The sequence below is a fragment of the Dactylosporangium sp. NPDC048998 genome, assembly GCF_043197855.1.
Classification (GTDB): Bacteria; Actinomycetota; Actinomycetes; order Mycobacteriales; family Micromonosporaceae; genus Dactylosporangium.
This window is the reverse complement of sequence record NZ_JBICTV010000004.1, coordinates 588,128-606,008: the sequence shown is the minus strand read 5'-3', so window position 1 is coordinate 606,008 and position 17,881 is coordinate 588,128. Positions and strand designations below refer to the sequence as shown.

The following is a 17,881-nucleotide window of genomic DNA, read 5'->3' as shown; positions in this document are numbered from 1 at the left end:
GTGTGGACCGCGAAACACCCCGCTGACGGTGATTACCGTCGATGTCACAGCTCCGGCGGTCGCGCCGATGACCCAGACGCCAAGGGCGAGCTGACCATGAAGGTTGATTGCCGGCCGTTCGCCTCCGCCTACCTGGGTTCGATTGACGCACGACACGACCCAACGAGCGCGCTTCCACGATGCGCGCTCATGCCGCCGATCGGGCGTTGGCCTTCGCCCACGACCCCTCGAACCTGGCCCTTTCAACGGCCGGGCAGCGGTGACGGTGAAGGTCCCGGGTCGACAGACATGCCGAGCTCCGACCAGCCCATTGCGTCGCACACCCGCATGCCCGCCGTGTAAAGCCCCGCCTTGTACTCCTCGTCGAGCGGCTGCCCGTCGGCGTCGGTACCGGTGAGCTGGACTGTGACGTATGTGCCATCGATGCTCGCCTCATAGTCGACGTCCTCAAGCGTTTCGATGGACCCGATGCTGGGGCGGCTTCGGAGGTAGTAGCGGTGGTCCGCTACCGTGTACGTGCCGTCGGCCACGATCTCAGGGCACAGGAGTCCGTACGCCCCGTCGGCGTCGCCGACGCGAAGGTATTCAAGGTACTTGCGCACCACGGCGACCGCCTCCTGGCGATCGCCGGTCAGGTACCCGTCGAGGAACGCGAGCCCGAGGCCGAGGCATGCCAATGGGACCAGGGCCGCAACGCAGAGTGGGACCAGTACGCCCTTCACGGTGCGCATCGTACCGATTGCCGGCGTCATGAGGAGTTCGTGGCAAGCAGCCGATCGGGCCTGGCGGCCGGAACGCGCACATCTGCCGCTGATCGAGCGCACCTCCACGCAGCGGACTGAGTGACGCTTCAGCGCGGACTGCTCGACGTCCGCTGACGAATGGCACGGCGACGCGCTGGCGCGTGCTTGGTAAGGACGACGACAACGGGCCGCCGGTCATGGGGCAGACGACCGGGCGTAGATCACGAAGGCGGTCAGCAGCACGATCGGGGCGAGGATGCCGGCAAGCACCTGCGGGCGGCGCGGCAGCGGCCGGCCGGTATCCATCGTCCGGACGGGCGCGGCGCCCGGCTGCGCGGCCGGGGCCGCCAGCCTGGTCACCTTCGTCATGGCGGCCCAATTGAGCAGCAGGACCAACGCCGCAACCACGGAGAAGATGCCGTACCAGCCGAACGTGAACGTCTTCTGCTGGAGATGCCGGAAGACGGCGGTGCCGCAGTCGCGGCAGAACGGGCCCGGGCTGCGGGTATAGCTGATCCAGATCAGGACGGACTGGACGGCGCGGAACTTGGTGTCCGCGGCTGGAACCGCACCGCAGCAACGGCACTGCAGGACCGGCGTCGATGGGCCCGGGTCCGCGCCGAACGCTGACGCGTAGGCGGTGAGGCTGCCAACGGCGCCGGAGACGAGGCGGTGCTGCACCTGTTGCACTGGCCGGATCCGAGCGCCGTCGGGCAGGTCCAGGGCGGGGTGGTCGCCGTCACGGACCCAGGCGCCGCCCAGCCGGCGCCTGATCACCTCGCCAACGTAGCCACCCACCATGGAAACTCGGGCGTCCAGGTCCTTGCCGAGCAGGCCGCGTGGGCGCGGGCGGCCGTCCGGTGCCTCGGTGCTCAGAAACCGCTCGATCTCCCATAATGACGACGGCGAGAAGTCGGCGCGGTAGCCGAAGGCCGTCAGCGCGGCCGCGGTCCAGTCCGCGCCTGCCCGCATGTCATGGTCGATGCCCATGGGGCGATCTTGGCATGGCGAACGCGTCTCGAGCGAGTGCCGAGATCGGATCGTGCGGCCACCGAAGCTCAGATGCACGCTCATGCCGCGATCAGCTCGCTAACGGAGCGTCGTGGCGAGTGGGTCACCGGCACGCGCACATGCCGATGATCGCGTACTTGATCAAACGCCGAGCATGGGCTCACTCGATTGGTGGTCCAGACGCGACCCGGCTTTGGACCACCAATCACGGAATGTCTTTCACCCAAGACGTTTGGGTCCGAGGTAGCTGCCGCCGGTGGCGTCGATGAGATTGGCGGTGAGCCAGGCACTGTCATCGCTGGCGAGGAACGCGACGACGTTGGCGATGTCGGCGGGCGTGCCGACTCGTTCGATCGCCTGACCTGCCGCGACCATGGCCTGCGCCTCCGGCCGGTCGAGGAAGAACGCGGTCTTGTCGGTGCGAGTCGGGCCGGGGGCGACGGTGTTGATGGTGATGCCTCGTGAGCCGATCTGGTTGGCCACGTTGCGGGTGAGGGTCTCGATCGCGGCCTTGGTCATGGCGTACGCCAGCTCGCCGGGCAGGGCGATGCGGGTGACCCCGGAGCCGATGTTGATGATGCGCCCGCCCTGGTCCATCAGGGGCAGCGCCTTTTGGATGAGGAAGAACGGCGCGCGCACGTTGACCGCGAAGAGCCGGTCGAATGCTTGCGGGGTCTCAGTGTCGATGCCGCCGTCGGAGTCGTTGATGCCCGCGTTGTTGACCAGGATGTCCAGGCGGGTCCGCCCGGTACGCTCTCGCAACCCCGCCCGCACTGCGTGGATCACGGTGTCGGCGTCACCGTCGATGCCTAGCTCGGCCTGGATGGCGAAGGCCCGGCCTCCGGCGGCCTCGATCGTGGCCACCGTGTCCTTGGCGGCGGTGTCGTTGCTTGCGTAGTGCACTACAACCAGGGCGCCATCTGCCGCCAGGCGCTCGCAGATCCCCCGGCCGATGCCCCGGGAGCCCCCGGTGACCAGCGCGGTCTTGCCCATGAGTGCTGTCATGTCCCCGCTCCTCTAACTGTTTATCTCGTAAGCAGTACGGTTTATGTTATACACAGTTACTCGGCCGGGCGTCAACACCGACCATGAGCCGCATGTTGAGAGGCACCGATGAAGGCTGAAGTCAGCGCCATGGATCTGCTGTGGGGACGCAGCGCACGACGCAGCCGCGGACCGCGGCCGGTGCTCAGCGTGGCGCAGATCGCCGAGGCCGCCGTCGAGATCGCCGACGCCGAAGGGCTGGCCACGGTGACGATGCAGCGGGTGGCCGCCCGGTTCGGCTTCACCGCCATGTCTCTGTACCGGTACGTGCCCGGCCGCGCGGAGTTGATCGCCCTGATGATCGATACCGCGTTGGGTGTCGCCCCGCCCATCGACACCCCGGAGGGTTGGCGCCCGGCGCTGCACCAATGGGCTCGGCACCTGTGCGACGTGTTCCGGCGCCACCCCTGGGTGACCCAAGCCACCACCCAGGCCCGGCCCATCGGACCCAATGAGCTGGGCTGGCTGGAACGTGCAGTCGCGGCCCTGGCCGGCACCGGACTGACCGGAGCGGAACGGGTGGACGCGGTGGTAGTCCTCACCGGCCACGTCCGTAACCAGATCCAGGCCGAAACGGGCATCGCCGCCGACGGCGGGGTCCACCTCGCCGTCGCGCTGACCGAGACGCTACGCGAGCATGCCGCCGACTACCCCGCCCTCACCGAAGCCGCCGACAGCGGCGCGTTCGGCCCCGGCGACAACGACGGCTTCGAGTTTGGGTTGGAATGCATCCTCAACGGCATCGCCGCGACCATCCCCACGCGGGCAAGGTGACACCGCCGCTCACATCGCCGCAGACATCCTCGCGCCAGCCCTCCCACCGCCACCCACACGTACGATCGATCGATCGATGATCGTCCACGAACGGATGCACGCTTCTGCCGCGATCCGGGCGCTACGCAGCGTGATGTCCCTGCTGGCGGCTCAGCGCGCGGATCTGCCGAATTGAGTGCGGTCAGTGTGTTTGGGTCTCCCAGACCGGCAGCTGGGGCTCGTCGTTGTGCACGATGATGTTGGCGTGATGGGTCGGGCGGACTGTAGCGAAGTAGAACTGTTGGGAGGGGATGTACCGCTCGCGCCAGCGCCGTTCGACTTCGGCCCGAGATGACACCCGGCGCTCTCGGATCACGGCACGATCCACGGTCTTCTCGAGTGCCGTCGACACGAAGATGCGCAGGTCCCACCGATCAATCAGTTCCGGGCGCATGAGGAAGACGCCGTCGAAGACCAGCACGGCGTCGGCCGGGGCAGTCGTGACCGGCGGGGACAGCGCAGTATCCGCGGTGCGGTCGTAGACCGCGTGTTGGAAGCGTCGATCTCCGCCCGGGCCGAGCGGATCGAGCAGAACCCGGTTCAGCGCGCCGTAGTCGTGGGTGTCGAAGTAGCAGCCTTCGGCCGAGTACTCGCCGCGCGGATAGCGCTGTGCCCGGGGGAAGAGGAAATCGTCGATCGTCGCGCGGATGACGTCGCGGCCCTGTTCGCGCAAGACGACGGCCAGCTCGTCGGCGAGGGTGGTCTTGCCGGCGGCAGGCGGTCCGTCGATGGCAACCCGCGTCGGGTGTGCGACCGTGACGGACCCGACTGCCTCAGCCAGGCGGCCGAGCATCTCGTCGCGGGTGCCTTGGTCCATGTCCTGCCCCGTCCTAGTCTCGCGAAGGTCGCCGTGTCGGGCCGAGCCTATGCGCGCCAGACCTTTCGCGCCTGCCAACGCCCGAGTGAGCGAGATTGCCGCATGCGGAAGTGGCTGCGGTCGTGGCGCAAACGCACTGTCATGCCGGCACTGGTCGCTCGGTATAGCGTGACCGTTCTGCCGCGTCCCGCGCGGCCATCTGGTTCTGCCGATGTGCGGATATCCGTGCCAGGCCGCGTTCGCTCATGGTGTCGTCTCACGGCCGCTCAGGCGCTCCTCGCGTGACAGCGTCGAGAATCGTTCGGGCGATGTCTCCGGCGTCCTCGTGCGCGATGCCACCACCGCGGCCCGATTCGGCACTACGTGCGGCGTGCACCAGGCGTCGAAGCTGCTCTCCCAGGCCCTCGGCTTCGGGGTAGCTGAGGCTGATGCTGAGCCATCTCAGCCACTCCGCTATGAGGGTTGCCTCGTACTTGTCCTGCCACGGCTTGGCCGGATCAGGGCTGGACAGCAAGCTGATCGCGGCCGCCAGACGGCTGTGTGGCGAGTCGTGACCGTCGAGGGCGAGACCTCGTTCGTTGGGCAAGGCCATGCCGTCGTGTTCCGACGTAAGCACGGAGAAGAGGGCCGGTCCTCCCGTCGACGGCAGCGGCAACACCCGGGCATCTGGGCTGAGGTCGAGCCCCACGTGGATACGCGAGGCGTGGCCGGGGTCGTCAACCTGCACGATCACTCGCTGTGAACCGGTCCGCCCGACACGCTGCGTCCACCGACGGAGTCCTTCTATGTCGCCGACGCAGATCCTGGCATCGTCCAGGTCGAGGTCGCCGTCGAAGACGATCTCGCCGGGCAGCGGCATCGTGCCCGACCAAAACGACACCCGAATGTGCCCAATCTGCCCTCGCGTCTGGATCGCCACATGCCGCCCGTCGGCGCTGGCAGGACTGTCATCCCAATCAAGTTCGGGCCAGCCGGTCGACCCCAGGATCAGCACAGCGTGGTTGGCGTAAACCTCGACCGCACCGGTCAACACCCGAATCCCTCCCCCACCGCATCATCCATCTTCGGAGCCTAGGCAAAGCACGTCGACGGAGAATAGGCACCGCAAACGACTGAGGTGGCCAGCTGCGTATGGCAGTGCTGGGCGCCCTCATCTGCCGCTTGGCGTGCGGCGATGCGGCCGGCGCGCAGGATGTCACAGGTCGGCTTTCAGCGACTTCGTCACGCGGTTGTCAGGGCGGGTCACAATGTAACAGCGGGCCGTGTGATCGCCGAGGGCCCACCGCTCCGGATTGCCGACGGGACGACGATCAGGTCGGTACGGTTCTCGAACTTCGACTGCGACTCGCCCAAGAACTTCGCTGCGTTGGCGTTGCAGACCTGCGTTACATCGCGGGTCAGCTTGGTCATGCCCGGATGCGGGATGTCCGGGCCGACGTACAGGCCGACGTATTCGCCGTTGTGGGGCCGGGCGCAGTCGATCGGGACCAGACGGTCGATGGTCTTGTACCAGCCTTGGCCATCCGGGGTGGCGAGGACGTCCATACAGGTCAGCGCTAGCGGGCGAGTGCCGCGCAGGCCGTCCTTCAGGCTGCCGGTACGCAGCCGGGAAACGAAGTCGTCGGCGGAGAACTCGAACAGGGCGCAGCGGTACTCGCGGGCGCCCGCGATCCACTCCTCCGTCGACGGGACGATGACCGCCAGGCCCAGGCGGCCTTCGTGCCAGTCGGCGCCGACGTACTCGCGGGCGGCCGTGTCGCAGTCGGTGAAGACCTCCCGGGTCTTGTTCTCCGGCGGTGTCGTGAGCAGGCCGACGCGGACAATCTCGGCCTGGTGCTCGGCGGCGCAGTCGACCGGGTTGAGGGTGGCGGGGCGGTAGTCGTACATGTCCAACGATTGGCCCGCGTGACACATGCCGGCAGCTGGCAGGGCGATTCCGGAAGGCGAAGCCGCCGCGGCACTGGCGGTCGCTTCGCCCACGGGCGGCGCCCCGTCGCATCCGGCCAAGCTCAGCAGTACCACTGCCGCAATCATCCTCAAACGCATCTGATCATGATCACGGATCGCAGGCGGCGAGAAAACCGGCGGTTCGGTCGCTCGCTGACCGGCCCCGACCGCTAAGCAGATCACCATGTCTCAGAAGCACGCTCATGCCGCCGACCGCGCGTTGCGAACCGTGGTGGCCTGGTTCAATGTGCATTCAAGGGGGCGGTGAGGCGTGACCACAGCGGACGAGTTGGTTCAAGCCTTGGTGGCACGATTTCCGGTGCTGCGGCCGGCCTACGAGGAACACCTTCGGGACGCCGGTGAGTTGCTGCCCCATGTCATCTTCGGTATCGGCGAGGGTTTCACCGATCGGGTCGTGGACGCATACATGCAGCGGGACCCGGCGGACGCTCTGGACTGGCTGGCAGTGCTCGAGTTTCTGGAGGCACACTTCGATCAGGGCGACCGTGACGTCGACGAACTGCTGGTCACAAGCTTCCTCGACGCACTGCCAGGACCAACTCGCCCCGGGCACGGACTGGTCGACGAGCTTCCCAATCGCCTTCACACAAGATTCAACCTGATCCGACCCTGCGGATGATGTTCATCAAGCTGGGCGGAGGCTTCGCAACGTCCTCATCCGCCCATCACTGATCGACCAAGGTCACGTACTCGGTCATGCCGCCGACCGCGAGCGCACCACGCTTCCCGAAGCCGTCACGCTTCGTGACCAGCGTTCGGCGCCAGCGGGCGCCCGGAATTGCCGATGTGAGTACGCTGGCGCGGGCCCCCCACCGAGACGCAGAGGGATACGATCTCGCGGGTTTCACCGCCATCCGAGGAGCCGCACAGCGTGGAGGCCGTCGAGTTCCAGCCGGGCGACCATCTCCTGATCTCCTGTGAACCACAAGATGTCGAGGTGGTGAGGGCTGACCGGTTCTATGTCTATGTGAGCTGGCCTTGGCACAGGCCCGACCCCGCGTCGAAAGTTCGCTGGGATGGCACGCGTGCATTCGCCCGAGATCCGGAGCACTCCGACTTCGACCAACTGTGGCGGCTTGACCCGCCGCCCGTCGAACTGCAGATCGGTGGGGTCTGCCAGGTGTCGATCCCGCCGATCGAAGTTGTTGTCACGTGGGCGGCTCGTTTCGATCCGCCGAAGGACATCGGCTGGCTTCCCCGGCCTACTGGAGCACTGGACGTCGTACCGGTCTTCGGCGAGCGGCAACCAGGCGGCGAAGAAATCGGGCTGTACCTCGGCGACACAGAACCGCTACGCATCGAGCGCTTAGGCCAGTTGCCGTGAGCCTCATGCGTCGCAGCGTGACGAGCCGGCGCTCGGCACCCGCAACTGCCGATGCGCGGATGCCGAACTGAACGAAGCCGCCGGTTATTGCTCGCCGCTTCCCGTGTGCCACCATGCAACCAGGCGCTCGGCCATGCGCGCGGTGCCGACGAGTTCGGGTGACATGCCGAAGTGACCGCGGATCTCCTCGTCCAGGTGGCCCCGGATTTCGTTGGCGTCGGCCCCACTCGCCAGCTGCTCCAGCAACGGCGAGAGCATGCAGTCGTACTCGTCAGCGTTGGTGTCGGGATCGAATACGCCGATGAAATCCCATTCGTTGAGCAGTCGTCGCAGCTCGTCGGCCCGCTCGTACACGCGCTCATGATCGCACGCCCGGCGGGCGGACAACCCACCGTCGACCGCTGACGCGGTACGCGCTCATGGCCGCTGACCGCGCTCGTCGCAGCTCCTGAGCATGCGTCGCTGCGCGAGCGTAGTCGCCGACCTCATAGACTTCGTTGGTGCAAGGCGAGGACCGTACGTTGCCGGCCGCGCTGGCCGCAGCCCACATTGAAGACTTCTCCGACGACCATGACGGTCACGACTTCCAGCCGTACGACGAATTCATGTGGTCTGTCGAGACGCTTGAGTGGTGGCGATCCTGGACCGGCAACCCGACCGCGGGTGCGGCGCCGTTTCGAGTCTTCGGACAAGATGGGTCTGGCGGTTTGGCCGCCTTCTGGATCCGCGTTGCTGACGCCCAGATCGAGACCCAGCCAATTGTGTTCCTGGGCTCCGAGGGCGAGTTGCACGTGATTGCCAGGGACCTCGGCGACTACCTGTGGCTCCTGGCCAATGGCGTCGGCCCTCTCGAGACCGTCGACGGCATCGACCGCACGACTACGCCCATCCCCGCACTCACCGCGATCGCGCGGCGCTACACCAGCGAGACGCACCGGCCCACCGCGACGGTGATCGACGCAGCCCAAGCCGAGCTGCAGGCCTTAACAACGTTGGTCGACACGACCGTACGGTAGGTACTCGCCCGCACACGCGACACAGGCTCCCACTGCCTGGAACTTCAAGTCGGACTGGACTGATCGAACCCACCCAGCAACATCCGGTCATGCCGCGATCAGCTCGCTACGGAACACCACGACCAGCTGGGTCACCCAACTCCCGGACATGCCGATGTCAGTGCGTTCGATCTTGTCGAGGAAACTCCAGCAGCGTGGCCGCGAGCAGTCGCCCCACGGCCCAAGTCCGGATGTCCAAACACGACCTGCAAGCCCGACCGATCTACCACCACACCGCCATCCGCGACGACGTGGTGCCCCGCTTGCTCCCCGACCACCTGATCGGCGAAGCCGTGCGAGCACGGACCTACGTCACCAGGCCGCGTCGGTAGGCGTACACGACGGCTTGGACGCGGTCGCGCAGGTCGAGTTTGGTGAGGATGCGCGACACGTACGTCTTGACCGTCTCTTGGCTGATGACCAGTGTCGCGGCGATTTCGCTGTTGGACCGGCCGTCGGCGATGAGTCGCAGTACCTCCAGTTCGCGAGGCGTGAGGGCGGCGTCGTCTGGTGTGTGCCCCGTCGGGCGGATCCGCGAGGCGTACCGGCCGACGAGTTGCCGCGTGACCTCGGGCGCCAGGAGGGCGGCGCCGGTGGCCACGGTGCGGATGCCGTGCAGCAGTTGCGCGGGTGGGGCGTCCTTGAGCAGGAAGCCGCTCGCGCCGGCGCGGAGGGCTTCGTACACGTACTCGTCGAGGTTGAAAGTTGTGACAACGAGAACCTTGACCAGGTGCTCGACGCCGGCGCCGGCCAGGAGGCGGGTCGCTTCGATGCCATCGAGTACGGGCATCCGCACGTCCATCACCACGACATCCGGGTGCAGTTTGCCTGCGAGGTCGACGGCGGCGCGCCCGTCGCCGCATTCGCCGACGACCTCGAGGTCGGGCTGCGCGTCGATGATGGTCGCGAAGCCAGTGCGGATCAGCGCCTGGTCGTCGCAGACCAGGACCCGGATCGGCACCTCGTCCGGCGTGGTCACGACGGGCTGCCGGCGGGGATGCGGGCCCGTACGACGAAGCCGCCGCCGGGCTGCCGGTCGGCGCTGAACTCGCCGCCGAGCACGTCGACCCGTTCGCGCAGGCCGGCCAGGCCGCGCCCGCTGCCGCCCACCGCCTTGCCGGGGGACGCGGAGCCTTCGGTACTGACTTCCACGGTGATCTCCCTTGCGCCGTGGTGCACGCGGACCACGGTGGCGCTGCCGTGGGCGTACTTGAGGGCGTTGGTCAACGCTTCCTGCACGACCCGATAGGTCACGAACTCGGCGCTGCCGCTTGTCTGCGCCGGCGTGCCGTCTTCGGTGAACTCGACCGGCTGGCCGGCCTGGCGGGTCTGCTCCACGAGGTCCTTCAACTCACCTTGTCGCACCGGGTCTCCGGTGCCGTGGTCGGGATTCAGCAGGTCGAGCAGGTGGCGCAGGTCGGTGATGGCCCGCCGGCCCGTGTCGGAGACCGCAGTCAGGGTCGCGTCGAGCTTGTCGGGCGCGGCGGTCAGGTAGCGGGCCGCTTCGGTCTGGACCACCATCGCCGTCACATGGTGGGTCACGACGTCGTGCAGTTCGCGGGCGATGCGGGTGCGTTCGGCGGCACGGGTGTCCTCCGCGACGCGGCGCCGCCGCTCGGCGTCGGCCACTCGGGTGGCGCGCCACCACGACCCGATGCCCCAGGCGAGCACCAGCACCAGGTAGAACAGCACGAACCCGCCCACGTGCTCGCTTGAGCCGAGCCGGTCGAGCCAGACCGCCAGCGGTATGTAGGCCACCGAGAACACGACCATCGTGGCGCGGCGGTGCTGTTCGACACGAGCGCCCGCCGTGATCAGCGCGATCGCCAGGGCGGTGCCGGCGAACGAGTGGTAGGCGCGGACCTGGTCGATGAAAAAGCCGGCCGACACCACGGCAAGGCAGGCGATCGGCCACTTGCGGCGGATCGCGAGCGGCAGCGACTGCAGCAGCACGGCCACGATGGCCAGGGCGTCGAACGGGCGGGCCGGCAGATCGCCGACCTCGGTGCCGTGGCCCTGAAACGATGGCACCAGCGATCCGACGACGAACAGCATCGCCCACGGGAGGTCCCGGACCGTGACGTCGAGCCGCCGCCACCGGTCCGGGATGCGCCGAAGGTCGATCACTGGGCGAGCCTAGCGGCCCCGTCGATTCCGGCGGCGCGGTGCCGGCGGCTGGGGACCAGGTTGCCGCGTCGGCGGGCGATGATCAGGAACACGGTGGTCACGATGATGCCGGCCAGCACCGAGTAGAGGCTGCCTTCAGGGCCGAAGTCGCCGCCGGTGATCCAGGTCGAGCCGGACATGACGCCGTGCAGCAGGCCCTGTGGCTGATTCGTACCGGAGACGTCGGTGCCGAAGAGGCCGCCTTCGGCGAAGTTCCAGGCGAAGTGCAGGCCGATGGGCACCCAGAGAGTGCGGGTGGCGGCGTAGGCGGCGGCGAGCATGCCGCCGGCTTCGACGGCGATGGCAAGTGCGCCCCACAGGCTGGCGTGCGGGTTGAGCAGGTGCGACGCGCCGAACAGGACGCCGGTCAGCGTGAGGGCCCACCAGGTACCGAGCCAGCCTTCGACGATGCGGAACAGCACGCCGCGGAACAGGACTTCTTCGGTCACCGCGGCCGCGGCCATGAACCCGAGCAGCGCGATCGCACCCGACAGGGAGCCCCATCCATCGACCCGGTAGTCACCGAGGAAGGCGATGATGGCGATCACCGCCGTGAACAGCCCGAACCCGATCAGCATGCCCCGGCCGAGGGCGCCGCCGGCCCCTCTCTGCTCCACTTCGACGGGCGCCCGCTTTTCCGTGCGGCGTACGATCCACGCGTACACCAGGAGCGTCAGCACGGCCGTCGCGAACCCGAGCAGCAGGGTCAGCGGCGCGCTCCAGTTCACCGCGCCGACCGCCAGGCTGCCGCCGAAGGCGACCACCGCGACGCACACGAGCTGCTTCACCAAACGCATGACGACTCCTTCGATTCCGCTGGTAGCGACCAAGCACCGCTACAACGAACGCTATGGATTCGCCGCGCCGGAATCGTCACCACCCAGTGGACACTCTCCGGTAGCTCTCACGGGGGATCACTCAATAGCCGATCGCGGTGGTCGCCGTTTTCTGCAACTCGGTCGCCGTCGCCGCAGGCTCGTCGCCGCGCTCGCACGTTTAGTCCGCCGCCGAGCGTGTAGCCCTACCCGGCGACGCCACTTGGGCCGATATCGAAGTACCGAAACGCGTGGATGATCGTGGCGTGCCCACATGGCCAAGCGGTCGCGCTGGTGTCGCGAGATCACCGGAGGCCCGTTGGCGGTTCCTCTGGCCGCCACAGAGGGCGAAGCCAGCGAGGTCGGAGAACGCGGCTCCGCGTGATCAGCACCGGGCGAACATGATCGCTGTCGGCCATATCAACTGTATGAGCCACACAATGTCGCGGGCATCCGCTCTTGCCGCGTTGCGCGCTCGAAGTCCGGCTCCAGATGCCCTCGACGAGGTCGCCAAACGGTCGATCGCGTTCGAGGCATGCCCCTCCCGGTAAGGTGGGCCGCGCGGACTCCCTGGAATGGTCGCTGTCGATGAGGGCGTGGTGTGGATGGCTCGGGACCCCGACATACTCGTTCGGGCTGGCGCGAACCTCTGGCGCGGCCGGGAGGCGGTCGGCGGATGGCTCACGTTGACCCGCGAACACCTCGCGTTTCGGGCTCATGGGCTCAACATTCAGACCGCGCCGTTAGACATGGCCGTTCAGGACATCGTCGACATACGCAAGCACCGGACCTACGGCTTCATCCCCAACGGCCTAACCGTAACCCTGGCGTCGGGCATCGAGTACCGGTTCGTCGTCGGCAAACGGGACCGCTTCATCGCCACGGTGCAGGACCTGACCGCCTGAGCGGTGCCGCGGCCCCGATCACGTCAGGGACGACACGCAATCGCGCACTGCAATGCCGCCGATCGAGCGTCACGGCCGTTCAGAGCGGCTCGATCGGGTGTAAGCACATGCCGCGATGCCCCCGCAAGCCAGCTGTCTGCTGGCGACTACTCAGGATTGTGTGGGTGGTTTCGAAGCCGGCAAGGACGTGAATCGCCGACTGGCCAACTGGGCGTCTACGGCGGCGGACTGCAGGCCAGGCATACGATCGGCACGTGGCTCATGACCGGCACCCTCAGGCGGTGCGACTTGGCACGGGCGTGACCGTTTCATATGTGGCGCAGGGTGACGGTTCCGGTGTACCGGTCGTCTTGTTGCATGCCTGGGGCGAGTCGCTGGGCTGCTTCGACCGGCTGCTGCCCTTGCTACCCGCGACGATCCACGTAGTGGCGATGGACCAGCGAGGCCACGGTCAAGCGGACAAGCCGACGGACGGTTACACGCTGGTGGACCTTGCCGACGACGTTGCAGCGTTCATGGACGCGGTTGGCTTGGCCTCTGCGGTGCTGGTCGGGTCTTCCAGCGGCGGATACGTCGCGCAACAGGTGGCAATCGGCAGCCCGAAGCGTGTTAGCGGACTTGTCCTGGTTGAATCACCACGCAGCTTGCGTGGCCGACCAGCCTTCGCCGACGACGTCGACCGGCTCACCGACCCCATCGACCGAGCGTGGGTGAAGGCATCCCTGGAATGGTTTCCGCGTTTCCATGACATACCAGACTGGTACGTCGAGGACCGGGTCGATGATGGTGTCCGGATGCCGGCGAACGTGTGGCGCAAAGTGCTGACCGGACTGTGTACCGCGGTGCCGCCGACGGAGACCGGAACCATCACTGCACCCACGTTGATCATTTGGGGTGCCAGGGACGAGTTGCTGTTACGAGACGATCAGGAGCGGCTCGCCGCCGCGATCCCCGGCTCGCGGCTCATCGTGTACCACGACACTGGTCACCTCGTGTTATGGGAACAGCCCGAGCGGATGGCCGGCGACCTGACGGACTTCGTTCAAGGCTTGTCCGCTTGATCATCGCCCCGCCGGCTCGCACCAAGATCAGCTGCACGGACATAGCGTGCACCCCGATCATGGCTGATCATGCAGCAGATCGGCGGTGATCTTGGCACTGCGTGGCCCGCGAGTAGCACCTTGTGATAGGAATCGAGCTCGCGCACAATTGTTATCGCTGTCGATGTCTGGATCAACCCACGGCGGCAACCTGCTCCAGCTCTCTGTGCATCAAACTCCCTTTTCATCGGAAGGACCCGAAGATGCACGTCTCTACCGGACCTCTGATCCGGCTCGCGACCGCAGCCGTCGCCATCGCCAGCGGTCTGCTCGCCGTCGGGGCCGTGGCGATGTCGGCGTCCGCCTCCAGCGCCGGCTGCTCGGTGGCGTACACGGCGTGCACCGGATCGGTGGCCGCATCGGGCCCGCTCTCAACCACGCCGTCACCCACGCCGTCAACTGGGCCCTCAACGGCACCGTCAACCGGGCCGTCAACCAGACCCACAACGACACCCTCAACCGAGCCTTCAGCAACGCCGTCGCCGAGCACGAGCTACGACGTGCTCTGCGATATGGAGAACCCGGCACTGGACGACCTGTGCTCCATCTCGGCGCCGGAGACCTGCCTTGTGCCGAAGCCGAGCCCGTCACCCACAAAGGCCTTCGCTGTCGCGGCGAAGCTGCTGCTTGCCGACCCGCCCGCACCGTGCCGGATCAAGGTCAAGCAGGTCGTCGTGGTATCCGAGGTGTTCAAGGCCGACAAGAAGCCCAAGGTCGGTGACACGCTCGAGATCCAGATCGACATCAATGCGACGAGCGCGGCCAAGGACAGCGCCAAGAAGGCAATCGACTACCTGGCCGGCAAGGGCAAGACCGTCGCCTCAATCACTGTCGTCGGCAAGGTGACCGGTGTCGACGACCTCGGCGCACTCGTCGTCTACTGCCAGGTGACCACGATCAATGCCCAAGCCAAGGGCTATGGGGTGTCTATGGGCGTCACGGACGGTCCCAAACTTGCCCTCGCCGTCACCGTCATCGAACCGTAGACCAGGAATCTTCATTCGGTCCACTGTGGACGTGTGTGTCGGCAAGCCGTACGCTGCCGACATACACGTCCACAAAGGACTTTCGTCTGCGGGTGTCAGACCGGGGTCATGTCTGGCGCTGAAACCGCGCTTCATTCGACGGCGTGCCGAGCCAATGAGCCTTCCCCGGCATCGGTTTGATTACTGACGGTTCAGGTTGTGCGGGCGTGGTCGATGTGGAGCAGGACAAGCGCTGCGGCGACGATCTTCCCGATCCGCCAGGGGCACAGACTGACGTTGCGTAGCGCCTTGAACGTCATCTTGAGCAGGGCGTTGCCGCGTTCGGCGACGGCACGAACGCCGTTGTGGGCCTGGTTGAGCGGTGTACGGGCTGATCAGGCGGGAGTGGCGGCCGTCGTCCAAGGCGGGTCCTGCCCGCTGAGTCCTCCTCGCTCGCGAGACGGCGCCGCCTCCGGCTGCTTCGTTCCGCCGAGTTGATGGGCCGACGCAGGACACTCTCATGCCGCAATCAGCCTGCTACAGACCGTGACGGCGTGAGGGTCAAGCTGGTGACACCCTGGCGCACGGACATGCCGAATACAGCGCATCCGATCTTGTGCCCCCTGCTGTTGCTCCCTAAACGCTTGTTCAAGCCGTCGTGTGCAGTGGGACCATGAAGGAGGCCCACTTCGCGCTGGCGGAGACGGCGCCCGGCACCCTCGGTACGTTCGCATGGACGATACGACGCGCCGACGGCCGGGACCCGGCACGCCTCAAACACCTCCGGGAGATCCTCGCCGAGGTTCTTCGCCCACGAGCGGCTGTGTGTTCGGCTGTTGTTGCCAGTGCCGGGTAACGTTTCGGTGTGGGCATCATGGATGGCGTCTATGTCGTTTCGGCGGCCATGGGCCTGGGCGAGCTTTGCCTTGGTTGCTATGTCCTGGTCACCGGCAAGATCCCAGGTGGTCGCGTCACGGGGCCCGCGCAGGTCCGAAAGCTCGGCGTGACGTTCGTCCTCCTCAGCGGTTTCTTCCTGATCCAGGTCATCGGTTACCTCGGTGCCCGGCTGGAACTCTGGTCCCCGCATATCCGCAGCTTGCTGATACTCGCGGCCTTCGCCGTTGCCGTCATCGCAATCGTGAAGTCCCGGCCGCTGTTCTCGCTGACCACGTTCCGCCGTCCTCCCGAAGGCGACTCCACAGATCATCACCGTTAGCGAGGACCCGATCCCGCCGGCGCAGGGTGGTTTGCAGTTGTATGAGGCAGCCGCCCCATCTTCTCGCGAGGGTTCATGATTGGGTTGACCCGCCTCCGATTGCAGAGCCCTTGCTTGGCAACCCTTCAGGGCCACCGGCGGCATCATCCCGATGGTGATGGATCTTTAGCTAGACCGCGGTTTGGTGTCCGCTATCCGCGCTGGTGCCGTTGTCGTGGCGGTGCAGCGTCACTTGGATGTCTTCGGCGGCCAGATGGCTCGCCAGCAGCGCCATCTCGGCAGGCGTTCCGGTACTTCCCACGTCGGTGAGGGTGACGCGAGCGTGAGCCGCGCCGGGGATGGTTACCCACGTCTGTGGACCATGGCGAGCGCGCGCAGGGCCAGGATCCGGTTCGCGCCCGGATCGGCATGCACCCGTGCGAGCGCAACCCGGGCGACGAAGGGGCCCGTCAGATCGTCGCGTCCAGGGCGTCGAACACCCCGGTAACTGTTCAGCTGGTTTCGGGTAGCCAAGCGCGTCCATTGTGGAGTCTGGTGAGGGCTTCGAGAGCGTTGATGCCCTGTTTGCGGGCCGTGGACAGGTAACTGCGGATGGCGCAGAAGGTTGCGGCGCCGGTCCAGGTACGGAACCCGCCGCTGATCTTCTGCCGGAGTTTGACCATGCGGATGTCGCGTTCGGCGAGGTTGTTGTCGAACGGCACGCGAAGGTCGTGGGCGAAGCGCAGCACGTCGGTGGCGAACCCGCCCAGGCGAGCCAGGAGGTTGACCGCGGGTGGACGGGCGCGGTGGCCCGGCGGGGTGGGGTTGGCGGCCCTGCCCGTGGCGATGATGGTGTCGTAGCGATGTCGGTAGACGGTGAGCAGGCGTTCGTCGATGGCCTCGGCGCCGTCGACGTGTGCGGAGCGGGCCATGTCATTGATCTCGCACAGCGGCCGGATCAGGTCGGCCGCCCACGTCTGGTCTGGATCGGCGTCGAGGATGCCGGCCAGTTCCCGCACGTGATGGGCATTGCACAGGGCGTGCCCGGTGCCGTAGCGGCGGTACGGGGTGAACCCGTCGTGCACGGCGATACCGGTGAACACCGGCAGGACACCCGCGGCCGCGATCCCGTCGTGCCCCGGGACGGATGCACGCAGAACAGGGACAGCGTCTCGGTTGACGCCGAGTGCACCCACGCGCCCGTGCCGGCAACCCGCAGCCCGGTCTCGTCGAAGTGCGCCACGGGCGCGGCGGCGAGCTGCTCGCGCACCGCGTCCAGGAACGGGGCCAGCCCGTCACCTGTGGCCGTGACCACCGTGACCAGGGCGCCCACCGACATGTCCACACCGAGCAGGTCCGTCATGGTCTCGCAGGCCCGCTCGTACGGCAGGTGCTGGTAGCCGACCAGGTACGCGCCCACAGCACGGACCCGCGGCCCGTACTGCGCCGGCGCACTCACCCCGCTCGGCGGTGCCGCCATCGTGACCAGGCCGCACCGGCAGCGGCGATGTTCCACACGGTGCTCGGCCACCTCGATGCGAATCTCGGGCAGATCGAACACCTGCCGCGTCTCCACCGACGTCACCGCCGCCCGCCGCAACGAGCGCCCGCACCCGCCACACGCGACCGGCATGTGCACGATCACCCGATCCGGCTCGGCCACCTGCCGCAGCGTGAACGCGTCCTGGCCGGGCTGTTGCCCGGCGCCCGGCCTGAGGGCTGCCGCCGCGACCGCGGTGGCGGCTTCACCGGCCCATCCGACGACGGCGGCTTCGACGACGTCCGCGAATCCTTACGCAGCAACGCCTCCAACTCGGCAACCCGCCGCGTCAACACCTCGATCCGTGCGTTCACGCTCGGCCAGCGAGGACTCCAACCGGGCGAGTCGCTCCAGCAACTCGGCAACCGGCACGGAATCGGACACGCCACCCAGGATGGGCCAGACCACCCACAAGATCAA

The 17,881-nt window shown here is 67.1% G+C and carries 22 protein-coding genes and 2 pseudogenes; 8 read left to right on the top strand and 16 right to left on the bottom strand.

Translation table 11 applies throughout. The features are described from left to right. Nucleotides 1-242: 242 nt before the first annotated feature. From ACGFI8_RS13655 to ACGFI8_RS13645, 3 genes are all read right to left on the bottom strand, one after another. Nucleotides 243-722: a hypothetical protein gene (locus ACGFI8_RS13655; protein WP_392804003.1), complete on the bottom strand. Its 480-nt coding sequence runs from the start codon at nucleotides 720-722 to the stop codon at nucleotides 243-245. Between the two features lie 216 nt (nucleotides 723-938). Further along, nucleotides 939-1,733 carry a hypothetical protein gene (locus ACGFI8_RS13650; protein WP_392804000.1) on the bottom strand — a complete coding sequence of 265 codons (795 nt, stop codon included), beginning with the start codon at nucleotides 1,731-1,733 and terminating at the stop codon, nucleotides 939-941. Nucleotides 1,734-1,973: 240 nt separating this feature from the next. Next, the gene (locus ACGFI8_RS13645; protein ID WP_392803998.1) at nucleotides 1,974-2,759 is read right to left on the bottom strand and encodes an SDR family oxidoreductase; all 786 of its coding nucleotides are present in this window, start codon (nucleotides 2,757-2,759) and stop codon (nucleotides 1,974-1,976) included. Between the two features lie 189 nt (nucleotides 2,760-2,948). Here ACGFI8_RS13645 and ACGFI8_RS13640 point away from each other — a divergent pair, with 189 nt between their 5' ends. Continuing rightward, nucleotides 2,949-3,572, top strand: a complete 624-nt coding sequence (locus tag ACGFI8_RS13640) for a TetR/AcrR family transcriptional regulator (protein ID WP_392803995.1) — start codon at nucleotides 2,949-2,951, stop codon at nucleotides 3,570-3,572. A 181-nt stretch (nucleotides 3,573-3,753) separates the two neighbouring features. Here the strand turns inward: ACGFI8_RS13640 and ACGFI8_RS13635 are convergent, their stop codons facing one another. The 3 genes from ACGFI8_RS13635 to ACGFI8_RS13625 form a co-directional block, all read right to left on the bottom strand. Next, nucleotides 3,754-4,428, bottom strand: a complete 675-nt coding sequence (locus ACGFI8_RS13635; protein ID WP_392804105.1) for a cytidylate kinase family protein — start codon at nucleotides 4,426-4,428, stop codon at nucleotides 3,754-3,756. Nucleotides 4,429-4,684: 256 nt separating this feature from the next. After that, entirely contained in the window at nucleotides 4,685-5,458 is a 774-nt protein-coding gene (locus ACGFI8_RS13630; RefSeq protein WP_392803993.1) for a hypothetical protein, read from the bottom strand. A gap of 212 nt (nucleotides 5,459-5,670) precedes the next feature. Beyond that, nucleotides 5,671-6,450, bottom strand: coding sequence for a septum formation family protein (locus ACGFI8_RS13625; RefSeq protein WP_392803991.1), 780 nt, complete (start codon nucleotides 6,448-6,450; stop codon nucleotides 5,671-5,673). A 196-nt stretch (nucleotides 6,451-6,646) separates the two neighbouring features. Here ACGFI8_RS13625 and ACGFI8_RS13620 point away from each other — a divergent pair, with 196 nt between their 5' ends. Next, nucleotides 6,647-7,015, top strand: a complete 369-nt coding sequence (locus ACGFI8_RS13620) for a hypothetical protein (RefSeq protein ID WP_392803989.1) — start codon at nucleotides 6,647-6,649, stop codon at nucleotides 7,013-7,015. 252 nt (nucleotides 7,016-7,267) lie between these two features. Beyond that, nucleotides 7,268-7,720 carry a hypothetical protein gene (locus tag ACGFI8_RS13615; protein ID WP_392803988.1) on the top strand — a complete coding sequence of 151 codons (453 nt, stop codon included), beginning with the start codon at nucleotides 7,268-7,270 and terminating at the stop codon, nucleotides 7,718-7,720. A gap of 84 nt (nucleotides 7,721-7,804) precedes the next feature. Here ACGFI8_RS13615 and ACGFI8_RS13610 read toward each other — a convergent pair whose 3' ends face one another. Continuing rightward, entirely contained in the window at nucleotides 7,805-8,074 is a 270-nt protein-coding gene (locus tag ACGFI8_RS13610; protein ID WP_392803986.1) for a hypothetical protein, read from the bottom strand. A gap of 146 nt (nucleotides 8,075-8,220) precedes the next feature. Here ACGFI8_RS13610 and ACGFI8_RS13605 point away from each other — a divergent pair, with 146 nt between their 5' ends. Next, nucleotides 8,221-8,736 (top strand): SMI1/KNR4 family protein, encoded by a 516-nt coding sequence (locus ACGFI8_RS13605; RefSeq protein ID WP_392803985.1) that lies wholly within the window; start codon nucleotides 8,221-8,223, stop codon nucleotides 8,734-8,736. A 346-nt stretch (nucleotides 8,737-9,082) separates the two neighbouring features. Here the strand turns inward: ACGFI8_RS13605 and ACGFI8_RS13600 are convergent, their stop codons facing one another. The 3 genes from ACGFI8_RS13600 to ACGFI8_RS13590 are packed head-to-tail and all read right to left on the bottom strand — an operon-like array spanning nucleotide 9,083 to nucleotide 11,738. After that, nucleotides 9,083-9,754, bottom strand: coding sequence for a response regulator (locus ACGFI8_RS13600; protein ID WP_392803983.1), 672 nt, complete (start codon nucleotides 9,752-9,754; stop codon nucleotides 9,083-9,085). Then, on the bottom strand, nucleotides 9,751-10,902 hold the full coding sequence (locus tag ACGFI8_RS13595; RefSeq protein WP_392803981.1) for a sensor histidine kinase: 1,152 nt from the start codon (nucleotides 10,900-10,902) through the stop codon (nucleotides 9,751-9,753). The genes ACGFI8_RS13600 and ACGFI8_RS13595 overlap by 4 nt, the downstream gene beginning before the upstream one ends. After that, nucleotides 10,899-11,738, bottom strand: coding sequence for a CPBP family intramembrane glutamic endopeptidase (locus tag ACGFI8_RS13590; protein WP_392803979.1), 840 nt, complete (start codon nucleotides 11,736-11,738; stop codon nucleotides 10,899-10,901). Before ACGFI8_RS13590 ends, ACGFI8_RS13595 begins: the two co-directional genes overlap by 4 nt. A gap of 593 nt (nucleotides 11,739-12,331) precedes the next feature. On the opposite strand from ACGFI8_RS13590, the gene ACGFI8_RS13585 reads away from it, so the two are divergent. After that, complete coding sequence (locus tag ACGFI8_RS13585; protein ID WP_392803977.1) at nucleotides 12,332-12,661, top strand: GRAM domain-containing protein; 330 nt, start codon at nucleotides 12,332-12,334, stop codon at nucleotides 12,659-12,661. Nucleotides 12,662-12,915: 254 nt separating this feature from the next. After that, a complete protein-coding gene (locus tag ACGFI8_RS13580) occupies nucleotides 12,916-13,722 on the top strand; it encodes an alpha/beta fold hydrolase (RefSeq protein ID WP_392803975.1) in 807 nt (268 codons plus the stop codon). 223 nt (nucleotides 13,723-13,945) lie between these two features. Here the strand turns inward: ACGFI8_RS13580 and ACGFI8_RS13575 are convergent, their stop codons facing one another. Continuing rightward, nucleotides 13,946-14,251: a hypothetical protein gene (locus tag ACGFI8_RS13575; protein ID WP_392803973.1), complete on the bottom strand. Its 306-nt coding sequence runs from the start codon at nucleotides 14,249-14,251 to the stop codon at nucleotides 13,946-13,948. A gap of 22 nt (nucleotides 14,252-14,273) precedes the next feature. Here ACGFI8_RS13575 and ACGFI8_RS13570 point away from each other — a divergent pair, with 22 nt between their 5' ends. Further along, complete coding sequence (locus ACGFI8_RS13570; protein ID WP_392803971.1) at nucleotides 14,274-14,747, top strand: hypothetical protein; 474 nt, start codon at nucleotides 14,274-14,276, stop codon at nucleotides 14,745-14,747. Nucleotides 14,748-14,938: 191 nt separating this feature from the next. Here the strand turns inward: ACGFI8_RS13570 and ACGFI8_RS13565 are convergent. Then, nucleotides 14,939-15,088, bottom strand: a pseudogene (locus tag ACGFI8_RS13565) (IS5/IS1182 family transposase); the annotation flags it as partial. Between the two features lie 503 nt (nucleotides 15,089-15,591). Between ACGFI8_RS13565 and ACGFI8_RS13560 the strand changes: the two are divergent. Next, a complete protein-coding gene (locus ACGFI8_RS13560; protein ID WP_392803969.1) occupies nucleotides 15,592-15,942 on the top strand; it encodes a hypothetical protein in 351 nt (116 codons plus the stop codon). Between the two features lie 169 nt (nucleotides 15,943-16,111). Here ACGFI8_RS13560 and ACGFI8_RS13555 read toward each other — a convergent pair whose 3' ends face one another. From ACGFI8_RS13555 to ACGFI8_RS13540, 4 genes and pseudogenes are all read right to left on the bottom strand, one after another. Next, nucleotides 16,112-16,243 carry a hypothetical protein gene (locus tag ACGFI8_RS13555; protein WP_392803967.1) on the bottom strand — a complete coding sequence of 44 codons (132 nt, stop codon included), beginning with the start codon at nucleotides 16,241-16,243 and terminating at the stop codon, nucleotides 16,112-16,114. Nucleotides 16,244-16,433: 190 nt separating this feature from the next. Further along, on the bottom strand, nucleotides 16,434-17,006 hold the full coding sequence (locus ACGFI8_RS13550) for a transposase (protein WP_392803965.1): 573 nt from the start codon (nucleotides 17,004-17,006) through the stop codon (nucleotides 16,434-16,436). A 59-nt stretch (nucleotides 17,007-17,065) separates the two neighbouring features. Next, nucleotides 17,066-17,554, bottom strand: a pseudogene (locus ACGFI8_RS13545) (transposase); the annotation flags it as partial. Nucleotides 17,555-17,562: 8 nt separating this feature from the next. After that, nucleotides 17,563-17,775: a DUF6444 domain-containing protein gene (locus ACGFI8_RS13540; protein ID WP_392803963.1), complete on the bottom strand. Its 213-nt coding sequence runs from the start codon at nucleotides 17,773-17,775 to the stop codon at nucleotides 17,563-17,565. Nucleotides 17,776-17,881: the final 106 nt, after the last annotated feature.

Bases quoted from the DNA above. Each gene is read 5' to 3' on its own strand.
- ACGFI8_RS13590 (WP_392803979.1), bottom strand. From the start codon at position 11,738: ATGCGTTTGGTGAAGCAGCTCGTGTGCGTCGCGGTGGTCGCCTTCGGC.
- ACGFI8_RS13585 (WP_392803977.1), top strand. From the start codon at position 12,332: ATGGTCGCTGTCGATGAGGGCGTGGTGTGGATGGCTCGGGACCCCGAC.
- ACGFI8_RS13650 (WP_392804000.1), bottom strand. From the start codon at position 1,733: ATGGGCATCGACCATGACATGCGGGCAGGCGCGGACTGGACCGCGGCC.
- ACGFI8_RS13645 (WP_392803998.1), bottom strand. From the start codon at position 2,759: ATGACAGCACTCATGGGCAAGACCGCGCTGGTCACCGGGGGCTCCCGG.
- ACGFI8_RS13635 (WP_392804105.1), bottom strand. From the start codon at position 4,428: ATGGACCAAGGCACCCGCGACGAGATGCTCGGCCGCCTGGCTGAGGCA.
- ACGFI8_RS13570 (WP_392803971.1), top strand. From the start codon at position 14,274: ATGGAGAACCCGGCACTGGACGACCTGTGCTCCATCTCGGCGCCGGAG.